The sequence below is a fragment of the Pseudomonas azotoformans genome, assembly GCF_001579805.1.
Taxonomy (GTDB): Bacteria; Pseudomonadota; Gammaproteobacteria; order Pseudomonadales; family Pseudomonadaceae; genus Aquipseudomonas; species Aquipseudomonas azotoformans_A.
The window spans coordinates 2,992,997-3,006,221 of record NZ_CP014546.1; the positions used below are offsets into that span (position 1 = coordinate 2,992,997).

At 61.0% G+C, this 13,225-nt stretch carries 13 protein-coding genes; 8 read left to right on the top strand and 5 right to left on the bottom strand.

The window, feature by feature from the left end; translation table 11 throughout:
* Positions 1-3: 3 nt before the first annotated feature.
* From AYR47_RS13840 to AYR47_RS13855, 4 genes are read right to left on the bottom strand one after another with little or no spacing between them, the layout of a single operon-like run.
* Entirely contained in the window at positions 4-204 is a 201-nt protein-coding gene (locus tag AYR47_RS13840) for an SEC-C metal-binding domain-containing protein (RefSeq protein ID WP_003189235.1), read from the bottom strand.
* On the bottom strand, positions 201-683 hold the full coding sequence (locus AYR47_RS13845; RefSeq protein WP_016975046.1) for an LEA type 2 family protein: 483 nt from the start codon (positions 681-683) through the stop codon (positions 201-203). The genes AYR47_RS13840 and AYR47_RS13845 overlap by 4 nt, the downstream gene beginning before the upstream one ends.
* 20 nt (positions 684-703) lie before the next feature.
* Positions 704-1,174 carry a YchJ family protein gene (locus AYR47_RS13850; protein WP_033902756.1) on the bottom strand — a complete coding sequence of 157 codons (471 nt, stop codon included), beginning with the start codon at positions 1,172-1,174 and terminating at the stop codon, positions 704-706.
* Positions 1,175-1,178: 4 nt separating this feature from the next.
* Positions 1,179-1,676, bottom strand: a complete 498-nt coding sequence (locus AYR47_RS13855; RefSeq protein WP_033902755.1) for a DUF6231 family protein — start codon at positions 1,674-1,676, stop codon at positions 1,179-1,181.
* A gap of 190 nt (positions 1,677-1,866) precedes the next feature.
* Between AYR47_RS13855 and AYR47_RS13860 the strand changes: the two genes are divergently transcribed.
* The gene (locus AYR47_RS13860) at positions 1,867-2,562 is read left to right on the top strand and encodes an OmpA family protein (RefSeq protein ID WP_033902754.1); all 696 of its coding nucleotides are present in this window, start codon (positions 1,867-1,869) and stop codon (positions 2,560-2,562) included.
* A 160-nt stretch (positions 2,563-2,722) separates the two neighbouring features.
* Positions 2,723-3,481, top strand: a complete 759-nt coding sequence (locus tag AYR47_RS13865) for a hypothetical protein (protein WP_061435578.1) — start codon at positions 2,723-2,725, stop codon at positions 3,479-3,481.
* 79 nt (positions 3,482-3,560) lie between these two features.
* Here the strand turns inward: AYR47_RS13865 and AYR47_RS13870 are convergent, their stop codons facing one another.
* A complete protein-coding gene (locus AYR47_RS13870) occupies positions 3,561-4,025 on the bottom strand; it encodes a CopD family protein (protein ID WP_010212384.1) in 465 nt (154 codons plus the stop codon).
* Between the two features lie 99 nt (positions 4,026-4,124).
* Between AYR47_RS13870 and dinG the strand changes: the two genes are divergently transcribed.
* The 6 genes from dinG (at position 4,125) to AYR47_RS13900 (ending at position 12,584) form a co-directional block, all read left to right on the top strand.
* A complete protein-coding gene (gene dinG, locus AYR47_RS13875; RefSeq protein ID WP_033902752.1) occupies positions 4,125-6,269 on the top strand; it encodes an ATP-dependent DNA helicase DinG in 2,145 nt (714 codons plus the stop codon).
* 89 nt (positions 6,270-6,358) lie between these two features.
* A complete protein-coding gene (locus AYR47_RS13880) occupies positions 6,359-8,656 on the top strand; it encodes a beta-galactosidase (RefSeq protein ID WP_061435580.1) in 2,298 nt (765 codons plus the stop codon).
* Between the two features lie 82 nt (positions 8,657-8,738).
* Entirely contained in the window at positions 8,739-9,884 is a 1,146-nt protein-coding gene (locus AYR47_RS13885) for an EstA family serine hydrolase (RefSeq protein WP_033902842.1), read from the top strand.
* Between the two features lie 143 nt (positions 9,885-10,027).
* Complete coding sequence (locus AYR47_RS13890) at positions 10,028-11,173, top strand: OmpA family protein (protein WP_061435582.1); 1,146 nt, start codon at positions 10,028-10,030, stop codon at positions 11,171-11,173.
* Positions 11,174-11,200: 27 nt separating this feature from the next.
* On the top strand, positions 11,201-11,848 hold the full coding sequence (gene pdxH / locus AYR47_RS13895; protein ID WP_061435584.1) for a pyridoxamine 5'-phosphate oxidase: 648 nt from the start codon (positions 11,201-11,203) through the stop codon (positions 11,846-11,848).
* A 271-nt stretch (positions 11,849-12,119) separates the two neighbouring features.
* Positions 12,120-12,584 (top strand): glycine zipper 2TM domain-containing protein, encoded by a 465-nt coding sequence (locus AYR47_RS13900; protein WP_003189251.1) that lies wholly within the window; start codon positions 12,120-12,122, stop codon positions 12,582-12,584.
* Positions 12,585-13,225 lie beyond the last annotated feature (641 nt).

The following is a 13,225-nucleotide window of genomic DNA, read 5'->3' on the forward strand; positions in this document are numbered from 1 at the left end:
GCCTTACGCCCCGTGGCACTTCTTGAATTTCTTTTCGCTGCCGCATGGGCAAGGATCATTGCGACCCACGTCCTTCAAGGCGTTGCGCACTGGCTCCTGGTGAGCGTGGCCGCAGTTCGGGCCGTGGACATGGCCGTGGTCGTGATCATGGTGATCGTGATCGTGGTTGCAGTCAGGGCCATGGACATGGGGTTGCTGAGTCATCGATGTCGCTCCGGAATAAAATCGCCGGGGATTATCTCGCCATTGTGGTTCACCTGCACGTCATAACCGATGAATAATCCGGTTTTCAGCTCACCCTCCAGGCGATATGGCACCGGCCGGTCGGGATTTTTCAGCATCTGCACCACATCGCGGATCTGCGGCCAGAGGTTGGTGCGCACCGACACCCGGAAAAACTTATGACTGCGCGGCGGTACGGTGAGCCATTCATTGGACTCGCCTTCGGTCAGCACAAAATCATCCAGGGTGACCTTGTAGATCAGGCCGCGCACGGTCAGGTCGGCGTCGTCGCGGTTGTCCACGCGAAAGTACAGCTTGAATTTCTGCTCCAGCAACTTGGCGCGCACCACTTCGACTTTGACCAGGGACACGTGGGGCGGCGGGGAATCATCTTCGAACCACGACGCGCAGCCGGTCAGGCCAAGGGTCAACGCCAGAAGCAAGCTGTACATCCGGAGCATGGCGTTAATCCTTTGAGGGTTTAGAGGTAGCTGGAACAGCACTTCTTGAATTTCTGCCCGCTGCCGCACAGGCAGGCATCGTTACGCCCGGCCTTCACTTCCACTGTCGGGTCGATGAAGTACCAGCGCCCGTCATTCTGTACGAAAGAAGACTGCTCGCGGTGGCTATGTTCGCCAGTGCTGTCATGCCAGCGCGCGGTGAAGGTCACGAAAGCGTGTTCCGGCTGGCCGCCGAACACCTCGGAGCTTTCCACCTCAAGGCCGAGCCAGGTGCTTTGGGCACTCCAGGCGGCGATGGCGTTACGGTCCAGACCGGCCTGTTGCGCGGGCAGGGTGGTGGCGACCAGGTAGTCCACCAGGCCTAGCACATAGGCGCTGTAGCGCGAGCGCATCAACGCGGTGGCGCAGGGCGCCGGGTGCCCGGCGTGATAATGGCCGCAGCAGGCATCCAGCAGGTTGCCACTGCCGCAGGGGCAAATGGATGTACTCATCGGGTTACCACCAATACTTTCCGAAGTTTTCCGGGTTGGCCCAGAAGCGGGCGTTGAGCCAGTCCGGCACCTGTTTATAGTCAAGCAGATCATAGGTAAACAGCGTCAGAACCTGCTCGTCGCGCTGGAAGCGCTCGCCAGCCTGCAGGGCCAGGGAGAAGAAGTCGGTGTCCTTCCAGTCGCAGGCGGCCAGGTCCACCAGCACCGCAATGCGGCTGGCATTCAGGTTGCGGATGCCGCCGAGCAGGGTCAGGCCTTGCGGTTTTGACAGGTGCTCCAGGCAGTCCACCACCAGTGCCAGGTCAAACCGCTGTGCGGCAAGCTCCGTGGGCAACGCGCCGGGCTGCGCGACGGACACTTGGGTATCCGGGTGGGCTTGTTGAAAAGCCTCCAGCGCCGGGAACTGGCTGGCGCCCAACAGCAACAGGCGTTTGGGCTGGTGCAGGTCGAGCAAGGCGGCCAAGGCTTGCTGGGGGGTACGGGCAGAAATACCGGCGATCATCAGAGATCCTCACATCAGGACCCTAGAGACTAGCGCGGCTGAGCGTGCGGGCCTAGAGCGGGCGGCCGAGAAAAGTCCCATGAATGCGGCGATCGTCAATGAATACAGGGGCGCGGCGTAGTGGCGCAGATGAAAAGAGCGGTCTTTACTCCACCCATCGGCCCCCGCCGATCCCCTCAGGAGAAATCAGATGAGCATCATGCGGACAGCTCTACCCTTGGTTCTGCTAACCGGAGTATTGACAGGTTGCGCAGGTTTGCAAAAAACCGATTGGCCCACCTGCGCCGCCCTTGGCGGTGTGACCGGTGCGGCGATCGGTGCTACGGAAAGTTCGGCCTATGCCGGCGCAGGTGCTCTGCTGATCGGCGGCATGGCGGGTGCGTATTGCTGGGTGCACGGCGATGGCGACGAAGACGGCGATGGTGTGCCGGACAGCCGTGACAAGTGCCCAGGCACGCCAAAAGGTGTGCAGGTGGATGCCAATGGTTGCCCACCGACACCGCCACCGGCCGTGGTTGAAGAAGTGGTCGTGGTCAAGGAAGAAACCATCGTGATCCGCGATGTGCACTTCCAGTTCGACTCGGCCAAGCTGACGGCGGCGGATAAAACCAAGCTCGACACCATCGCCACGCGCTTGAAACAGGAAGCCCCGAGCGCCCAGTTGCGGGTCAGTGGCCACACCGACAGCGTCGGCAAAGACGCCTACAACCAGAAACTTTCGGAAAAACGCGCCCATTCGGTCACGGAGTACCTGATCGGTGCGGGTGTACCGCGCAGTAACTTTGTCTCGGTGACCGGCGCGGGTGAAAGCCATCCGGTAGCCGACAACAAAACCGCTGAAGGCCGCGCCCTGAACCGTCGCACGGAAATCCAGATCAACCGCTGACGGCCCTTGCCCCTGTGGGATCCACAGGGGCATCGCTGCCAATCCTCCCCCTTTATTAACTTTTTTGATCCTTCACTGGCAAAGCGCCTGTGGAAGTCGTTACTGTGCGTCCAAAGAAAAACTAGAAATATTTCTTAAAAGAATTCAGGGGAGCTCCACGATGCGTAAGGTTTTACTGCTGGCCCTGTTGGTCAGCCCTGTTGCCCTGGCTCAAAGCGTCAGTGTGGAAACCAACTCGTTGATGCGCCTGCCCAGCAGCACCAGCGTGTTGCAACTGGAACGCTTGGAAGTGGCGGATTACGGCACCTTGCTGATCCCTGCCACCATCAGTCAGGTTACGGTGGATGAACTGCACCTAGGCCGCGACGCGCGCATCGCCATTGTGCCCGGCAACACCGCGCTGCAATTGCAGGTGCGCCATGCGCAGTTGGACCACGGCAGCCAGATCACCTCGCGCGGCGCGCCTGGCACCCATGAAAAACCGGCCAAGGCCGGGCGTGACCTGACCTTGCGCATCAATTCCCTGTCAGCAGAAGAACTTTCAGTCGACGCCCGTGGCGGCGCCGGTGCCCAAGGCTATGCCGGGCTGGACGGTGCCAATGGCGTGGACCCAGGTTGCACCTGGGGTTCGGCCGGTCGCGGTGCCAATGGTGACAACGGCGGTGATGGCTTGCCTGGCGCGTCCGGCGCGCAGGTGCGGGTCGAGTTGCCGCAGGACTTCCCGGCGCAGCAGATCAAGGTCTGGGTGGACGGTGGTCCCGGCGGTTTGGCCGGCACGGCGGGTAAGCCGGGCAAGGGTGGCCAGTCCAAAGGCTGCCTGGTGTATCGCGCTGATGGCGGCGAAAAGGGCCGCCCAGGGTTGGAAGGGCAGCCGGGGCCGGCTGGGCCTGCGGGTACTGTGACTATTCAGCGGCTCTAAAGAGCCGCAGTTGTGAGGCACAAGCTACAAGCCACAAGATAAAGGCTTGCAGCTTGTAGCTTGAAACTTGCTGCTGCATTCAAAGCATCGGTCGAGCCGAAGCAATCGCCACCACCACCAACCCCACGATCAAGTTAATTCCCACCAACCGGCGGATCTGCCCCAGCACCGCAGCCCCCGCCGGCCAATCCTCAGCCGCCACCGCCGTGCGCAATTCCGGGAATTTCAACGCCTGGATACGGATAAACAACGCCGTCATCACCAGATACAACCCCATCATCACCTGCACATAACGCGGTGCTGTCTCAAAGCCGTTGAAGCGCAACTGCAGCAGGCCTATGCCGCTGATCGGCAAAATCGCCACCGCGACCCACACCCACACGAAAAAACGTTGAAACACATTCGCCCACAACCTGAGGCGGGCAGGACCCTCAAGTGCCGCCACAGCGGCGGGGCGCAGGATCATCCAGGCGAAAAACATACCGCCGACCCATACCAGGGCGGCCAATACATGCAGGGTGTAAGCGAGGCTAAACGCGGTCATTGTGGTACTCCGTTCTGCGCGGGATTCATTAGCGGGGTATGATAGCCGCCGATCCGAACCACTGAAAATTTATCCAGCGTTTTTTGCGCCCGACTATCCATGATCAGCACTGAACTCAAAACCACGATCCAGGGCGCCTATTCGCGTTTTCTCGAAGCCAAGAGCTTGAAACCGCGCTATGGCCAACGCCTGATGATCGCCGAAGTGGCCAAGGTCCTCGGGGATATCGACACCGACGACGAAGGTCGCCGCGAGGGTGAGCCCGCGGTCGTGGCCGTCGAGGCCGGCACCGGTACCGGCAAGACCGTTGCCTACAGCCTGGCTGCGATCCCCACCGCCAAGGCCGCCGGCAAGCGCCTGGTGATCGCCACCGCCACCGTCGCCCTGCAAGAGCAGATCGTCTACAAAGACCTGCCCGACCTGATGCGCAACAGCGGCCTGAATTTTACCTTCGCCTTGGCCAAGGGCCGTGGGCGCTACATGTGCCTGTCCAAGCTTGACGTGCTATTGCAGGAAGGCCACGCGCAAACCGCTACGGCGTCGCTGTTTGAAGAAGAAGGCTTCAAGATCGAGGTGGATGAAGTCAGCCAGAAGCTGTTCACCAGCATGATCGAGAAACTCGCCGGTAATAAATGGGACGGCGACCGCGACAGTTGGCCCACTGCCCTGGAGGATGCCGACTGGGCACGCCTGACCACCGACCACAGCCAGTGCACCAACCGCCATTGCCCCAACTTCGGTCAGTGCGCTTTCTACAAGGCCCGCGAAGGCATGGGCAAGGTTGATGTGATCGTCACCAACCACGACATGGTCCTGGCCGACCTGGCCCTGGGCGGCGGCGCCGTGCTGCCCGACCCGCGTGACACCCTCTACGTTTTCGACGAAGGCCATCACCTTCCCGACAAGGCCATCGGCCATTTCGCCCACTACACGCGCCTGCGTTCCACTGCCGACTGGCTGGAAACCACCGCGAAGAACCTCACCAAGTTGCTCGCCCAGCACCCGTTGCCCGGCGACCTGGGCAAGCTGATCGAACAGGTGCCGGAGCTGGCGCGGGAGATCAAGACCCAGCAGCAATTCATGTTCAGCGCCTGCGAGCAGGTGGCGGATTTCAAACCCGGCGAAGACGTCGAAGGCCGTGAGCGGCCGCGCCATCGGTTCGTCGGCGGTTTGATTCCCGAGCACATGCGCGAAATGGGCATTGAGCTGAAGAAGGGTTTCTCACGCCTGACTGATCTGTTCACCCGCCTCACCGACCTGCTTAAAGAGGGCATGGACGGCGAGGTCAACATCGGCATCGCCAGCAACCAGGCCGAGGAGTGGTACCCGCTGTTCGGCAGCCTGTTGTCCCGTTCCCAGGGCAACTGGGAATTGTGGACAGCCTTCACCGTTGAAGACCCGGAAGACAACCCGCCCATGGCGCGCTGGCTGACCCTGTCGGAAAGCGGTGCGTTGTTCGACATCGAGGTCAATGCCAGCCCGATCCTGGCGGCCGAGATGCTGCGCCGCAACCTGTGGAACGTGGCCTATGGCTGCCTGGTCACCTCGGCCACGCTGACCGCCCTAGGCACCTTCGACCGCTTCCGCATGCGTGCCGGCCTGCCGAAAAAGGCTGTCACTGCGGTGGTGCCAAGCCCGTTCCATCACGCCGACGCCGGTGTGTTGCGAGTGCCGGACCTCAAGGCAGACCCGCGCGACGCGCCAGCGCACACCGCTGCGATCATCCGTGATCTGCCGGAGTTGGTAGAAGGTTCACGCGGAACGCTGGTGCTGTTCTCGTCGCGCAAACAGATGCAGGACGTGTTCGACGGCCTCGACCGTGACTGGCGCAAGCAGGTGTTTATCCAAGGCAACCTGTCCAAGCAGGAAACCCTGAACAAACACAAGGCGCGGGTGGATGGCGGGGATTCCAGCGTGCTGTTTGGCCTGGCGAGTTTCGCCGAAGGGGTGGATTTGCCAGGTGCCTACTGTGAGCACGTGGTGATCGCCAAGATCCCGTTCTCGGTGCCGGATGATCCGGTCGAGGCGGCGTTGGCCGAATGGATCGAAGCACGGGGCGGTAACCCGTTCATGGAAATCTCGGTGCCGGATGCTTCCTTGAAGCTGGTCCAGGCCTGCGGTCGCTTGCTGCGTACTGAAGAGGACCGAGGCACCATCACCTTGCTCGACCGCCGATTGGTCACCCAGCGCTATGGCAAGGCTATCCTTAATGCGTTGCCGCCGTTCAGGCGCGAAATTTCTTAAGCCACCGTGGGCGGATTCGCCCACTTCGTGGTCTATCTCACTGTATTTCATCAGGCCATTCATCGGCCGTCTGGGAGAACCTTGCTCGTATGATTCGCACGCTGCCCGCTCTTTTTGCCCTGCTGTTCGCCGCGCCCTTGCTGGCCGCGCCCGCCGGGCAACAGACCCTGTTCAATTTCGTCCGGCCTGCCGATGTGGTCAAGGTGGCGACCCAGGACGCCAGCCTGCCGCAGTACAACGCTGAACAGACACCTGAAGGCGAAGTGCTACGCCGCATCACCTTCAACCCGGCTGCCGAACCCAGCCTGGTGCTCAGCCCGCAGACGGGCGCCTGGGACTGGTTTCAGTCGGGGGCCATGAGCCTGCGCATCCAGAGTGCGATGGATTGGGCGCTGACGCTCTACGTGAAAGTGCAGAGCAGTGATGGCCGCACTCTGGTCAGTCGCATCGACCTGCCGGCGGGCCCGGCCCAGACCCTGCTGGTCCCGTTGCAGGCCAACTCGCCGCTGAGCCAGGGCATGAAGGCCGGCCCGCCGATGCCGATCACCGTAGACGGCCAGCGCGTATTGCTGGCCAGCAGCGCGGGCGAGATCGACCGTAGCCAGGTGGTCTCGGTGACGCTGTCTATGATCAAGCCCAACGCCGCCCAAAGCATCCTGCTGGAGCGCTTTGGCGTGCAGGACAGCGAGCCGGTCTTGAAGGCCGCCTACAGCGAATTGGTGGATACCTATGGTCAATCCACCCGTGCCCGCTGGCCGGAAAAAGTCAGCAGCGACGAACAACTCAAGGCCGCAGCAGCCAAGGAGCAACAGCAGCTCCAGGGCTGGCTGGCCACGCGAGAGAAATCGTCGCTGGATAAGTTCGGCGGCTGGAACAAAGGCCCGGCCTTCGACGCCAGCGGCTTTTTCCGCACCGAGAAGCGCGACGGGCGTTGGTACCTGGTGACGCCGGAGGGGCATCCGTTCTATTCGCTGGGCGTTAATACCGTGGCCCCGGACAACAACCAGACCTACGTGTCCGGCCGTGAATGGATGTTCGCAGCACTGCCCAAGGCTGGCGAACCGTTCGACAAGTATTACGGCAGCGGCGACAACCGCACCGGCAACGGTGCGGGTGAAGGCCGCAGCTTTGGCGCCGGGCGCTGGTACGATTTCTACGGCGCCAACCTGCAACGCACCTACGGCGGTGACGGGTTTGACCAGAAGCGCTGGACCACTCACACCCTCGATCGCCTGCAAGCCTGGGGTTTCAACACCGTGGGCAACTGGAGCGACGACGATCTCGCCCGTGCCGATCGCGTGTCCTACACCTTGCCGCTGTCGATCGTCGGCGACTACACCAGCATCAGCACCGGCACCGACTGGTGGGGCGGCATGCCCGACCCGTTCGACCCGCGTTTCGCCATGGCCACCGAGCGCGCCGTCGCTATCGCCGCTCGCGATCACCGTGATGACCCATGGTTGATCGGTTTCTTTGCCGACAACGAGTTGGCCTGGGCCGGCCCTGGTGATGATCCGAAATCCCGCTATGCCTTGGCCTACGGCACCTTGCGCATGACCACTGACGTTCCGGCCAAGCGCGCGTTCCTCAAGCAACTGCGCGACAAGTACCGCAACGAAGAAGGCCTGTCGAAAGCCTGGGGCATCGAATTGAAAGGCTGGGAGCTCATGGAAGACCCAGGCTTCGAACCACCGGTGCCCAACCCTGAGCACCCGGAAATCGAAGCGGACTTCAAATACTTCCAGAAGACCTTCGCCGATGCTTACTTCAAGACCATTTCCGACTCGCTGAAATGGCATGCGCCCAACCAACTGCTGCTGGGTGGTCGTTTCGCGGTGAGTACGCCGGAAGCCGTGGCGTCCTGCGCCCAGTATTGCGATGTGCTGAGCTTCAACATGTACACCCTCAAGCCGCAGGACGGTTATGACTTCGCTGCCCTGCGTGCGCTGGACAAGCCAGTGCTGATCACCGAATTCAACTTCGGCTCGGCTGACCGTGGGCCGTTCTGGGGGGGCGTGACACAGTTGGCCAGGGAAGAGGATCGCGGTGTGGCGTACGGCAACTTCCTCAAGCAGGCCATGGCTGAACCGTCGATTGTCGGCGTGCATTGGTTCCAATACCTGGATCAGCCGGCAACCGGGCGTCTGCTGGACGGCGAAAATGGCCACTTTGGCCTGGTGGGCATCACCGATGTGCCGTTCCAGGGTTTTGTCGACAGCGTGCGCAAAAGCAACCTGGCGGCGGTCGATCAACTGGGCAAGGAAGCGGAAAAGGCCAAGGCGGCGGGCGCTGTACGTGAAAGCGAAGGCGGCAGGGCCGGGCACGAAGGCAAAGGCCCGGGGCAGGGCGCTGGGCATGCGGGCGGGCACTCAGGGAATGGTCATTGATTGAGGGCTGACGGGTTCACAAAACCCACCAGTACTGGAACAATGTCGGCCACTTTTTGCTGTGTTGTCCGAGGGTGTTCAGGTGCAGATCCAGGGTCATTACGAACTCCAGTTCGAAGCGGTACGGGAAGCCTTTGCCGCGTTGTTCGATGACCCGCAGGAGCGTGGTGCCGGGCTGTGTATCCAGATAGGCGGAGAAACCGTCGTCGACCTGTGGGCCGGCACCGCCGACAAGGACGGTGCCGAGGCCTGGCACAGTGACACCATCGTCAACCTGTTCTCCTGCACCAAGACCTTCACCGCCGTGACGGCGCTGCAATTGGTGGCCGAAGGCAAGTTGCAACTGGACGCACCGGTTGCCAACTATTGGCCGGAATTTGCTGCAGCGGGCAAAGAATCCATCACCCTGCGCCAGTTGCTTTGCCACCAGGCCGGGTTGCCGGCAATCCGCGAAATGCTGCCGACCGAGGCTTTGTACGACTGGCAACTGATGGTCGATACCCTGGCGGCCGAAGCCCCGTGGTGGACACCTGGCCAAGGTCATGGCTACGAGGCGATCACCTACGGCTGGCTGGTGGGTGAGTTGCTGCGTCGTGCCGATGGGCGTGGGCCGGGAGAATCCATCGTGGCGCGGGTTGCGCGGCCACTGGGGCTGGACTTCCATGTGGGCCTGGCGGATGCAGAGTTTTATCGCGTGGCACATATAGCGCGTAGCAAAGGCAATATGGGCGATGAAGCGGCACAACGTTTACTGCAAGTAATGATGCGTGAACCCACGGCCATGACGACCCGTGCATTTGCTAATCCACCGTCTATTCTGACCAGCACTAACAAACCTGAATGGCGCCGTATGCAGCAGCCGGCGGCAAATGGTCACGGTAATGCACGTAGCCTGGCGGGCTTTTATAGTGGCTTATTGGACGGTAGTTTGCTCGAAGCCGACATGCTTGAACAATTGACCCGCGAACACAGTATCGGGCCGGATAAAACATTATTGACACAAACCCGTTTTGGCCTGGGCTGCATGTTGGACCAACCGCAGCTGCCCAATGCCACCTTTGGCCTTGGCCCGCGTGCATTCGGGCATCCTGGGGCGGGCGGCTCGGTCGGGTTTGCCGACCCAGAGCATGATGTAGCGTTTGGTTTTGTGACTAATACATTGGGTCCCTATGTACTTATGGACCCGCGGGCACAGAAGTTGGTCGGAATATTGGCCGGTTGTCTGTAAACCCCTTGCTGTTTCACGTTTTTTTGTTACAAAGGCAACTATAAGAAGGCGCTGAACGAAACGATGTAACTTTAATGTTCTGTAAGCGTCTGTTTAACGGGTCATCCAGACCCCCGTTTCTTTTCTCATTTTGTGGATATCTCATGTTATCGAACAAGTCCTTGGCACTGGCGCTATGCCTCACTATTACCGGCTGCGCACAAACTCCACAAAATGATGCCGAAGGCGGGCATTGGTGGTCATTTGGATCTGATAAGGCCGCCACCAAGGATGCAGTGACCCAAACCGATGCCAAGCCGGACGCTAAACCGGACGCCAAGCCCGCTGCCGGCGCCAAGCCTGCCGCCCCGGTAGCCGCTGCTGCCGCTCCCGCTCCAGCCGCCAAGGCTGACACCGGTTCCAGCTGGTGGCCGTTCTCTTCCAAGAGCGCCGACGAAAAGGCCGCCGATGCCAAGGCCGACCTGAAAGCCGACCTCAAGGCCGCCGAGCCAGCCCCTGCCGCTGCCCCAGCTGTCGCCAAGAACGACACCGAAACCAAATGGTGGTGGCCGTTCGAAAGCAAACCCAAGCCGTTGGCCAAGGTCGACGTGACCAACGTGCCGATGCCGGATCCAAAAATCACCCAGGCCTGGCTGGACGACTATGAGCCGCGCCTGCGCGCCGCCATCAAGGACAGCAACCTGCAACTGGAACGTCGCGACAACGTGCTCGTCGTGATTGCCCCGGTAGACGGTTCCTACAACCCGAAACGCCCAGCCATGTTGCTGCCGGTCACTCTCGGTCCGTTCACCCGTGTTGCCAAGGCCGTTGAAGCCGATCCGAAGACCGCCGTACTGGTGCTGGGCCACGTTGATGCCACCGGCACCGCCCCGGCCAGCCAGGCGTTGTCCAAGGAACGCGCACAATCCATCGCTTCGATCTTCAGCCTCAGCGGTCTGAAGCAGGACCGCCTGATGCTGCGTGGCATGGGCGACCTGATGCCACGTGCCGCCAACGACAGCACTCAGGGCCGAGCGCTGAACCGTCGCATGGAGATCATGTTCACCCAGCGCACCACCATGTTGGCGCTGCTGAGCAAGTATCAATCGGGCAAAACCCCGCCTGCCGCTGAAATGGTTGCTGTGCAGGCCGCTCCAGCGCCAGTAGCAGCACCTGCTGCGAAGAAAGCCGCAGCGAAAAAAGCCCCGGCCGCCAAGAAAGCCGCCGCCAAGCCCGCCGCTAAAAAAGCGCCAGCCAAGCCTGCTGCCAAAAAAGCTGCACCGGCTGCCAACGACCAGGCGAAAAACTGATCCGCTGAACCAGAAGGATAAAGCCGCATGACCCAGGCACTGGCCGATATGCGCCGTGACTACACACGGGATGGTTTGAGCGAGGCCCAGGCCCCGAGCGAGCCGTTTGCCTTGTTCCACCAGTGGTTTGCCGACGCGGTGAAAACCGAGCAGCCACCGGTGGAGGCCAATGCCATGACCTTGGCCACGGTCGACCAGGACGGTCGCCCTCACTGCCGCATCCTGTTGCTCAAGGGCCTGGACGCGCAGGGCTTTACCTTCTTCACCAACTATCAGAGTGCCAAGGGCCAACAGCTTGCGGCGCGGCCGTTCGCGGCCATGACCTTCTTCTGGCCGACCCTGGAGCGCCAAGTGCGCATCGAGGGGCGGGTGGTCAAGGTCACGGCTCAAGAGTCGGACGCTTATTATCAGGTCCGCCCGCTGGGCAGCCGCCTGGGCGCCTGGGCGTCTCCGCAGAGCCAGGTCATTCGTGACCGCGAGGAACTGCACGACTTGCTCAAGGCCACCGAACAGCGTTTCAGCGACACCCAGCCCGACTGCCCCGAGCATTGGGGTGGCTATCGCTTGCTGCCGGAGCGCATCGAGTTCTGGCAAGGTCGTGCCAGCCGCTTGCACGACCGCCTGAACTATCGCCTGCAAGGGGCCGATTGGACCCGCGAGCGCTTGGCGCCCTGAGCTGCACCTTTCGTCACTTCACCTGAATGTTGCCTATCACGCTGAAGTCTCTATACCAGAGGCTTCGGGCGTGTAGTGCTGTGTGGTGTTCCTGGCGACTGTCGCGACTACAATCAAAGTAATCCTTGAAGGGGGTACGCTACCGTTCGTCGATTTTTCTGGTGCGGTCAGTCTGTACTCAGGCTGAATGAAAGCAATTTTCTGCGGTGCTTGCCGTGACAGGCGGCAATCTGCAGCGTTTAATGACCACCTGTCCTTTGGAGTTGATGCTATGCGTAAGTCCGTTTTACTGGTTGCCTGCTTTACCACGCTGTCGTTGCTGCTGGGTGGCTGCGCCTCGAGTCTGACCGGCGACTCGTACTCCCGTGACGAAGCGCGTCGTGTACAGACCGTGCGCATGGGCACCATCGAATCCCTGCGTCCTGTGAAGATCGAAGGCACCAAGACCCCAATCGGCGGCGCTGCCGGCGCAGTCATCGGCGGTGTTGGCGGCAGCGCCATCGGCGGTGGCCGTGGCAGCATCGTGACCGCCGTGATCGGCGCTGTTGCTGGCGGCCTGTTGGGTTCGGCCACCGAAGAAGGGCTGACCCGCACCCAAGGTGTGGAAATCACCGTCCGCGAAGACGACGGCAGCATGCGCGCCTACGTGCAGGCTGTGCAGGAGAATGAAATCTTCCGCATTGGTGACCGCGTGCGCATCATGACCGTTGATGGCACCAGCCGCGTTACTCGCTAAGCGCGGGTTGTAGAAACACAAAACTCCAACCGGGTGACTGGTTGGGGTTTTTGGTTTTCTGAGCGGGCATTTTTAGGTGGCGGCCGGGCTAAATGCAAAAACGCAGGCAATAAAAAACCGCCTTAGTAGGGCGGTTTTTTATTGCATATCCAGCTAGCAGCTGGGGATGCGACTCAAAGATGCATTGACCTGCAGCCCGATATTACCCCTGGTCATACTGTCATGCAAGGTTGGGAGATGGACCACGAGCGCAGCAAAAACTTGCAATAGATCTCACAAGAGTACTGGATATTTGATCGCTGTTCGTCACACCTTCATTTGGGATATCCGTTAGGCTCTTCCCTGTTCTACGTTTGTTGCTTTTAGGTGAGCCGGGCACGCGCGCGAATTCTTGGACTGACCGCCACGGGCTAGTAATCCGTGCCGGATTCACGCGGAAGGCCCATCAACCCGGCCGCCTCAAAGATGCATTGACCTGCATCCAAAGGCCACGTGTTCCGGTAAGTGTGCTGGAGGTAGGCCCAACGTAAGGGGGCCGAGTATGTCGAAGTTTGCACGACGTATGTGGAACCTCGTAGTGAACTGTCTGCGTGCTTATCACGTATGGAAGTTCCTGCGAGACAGCTTCGATGACCTGTAAG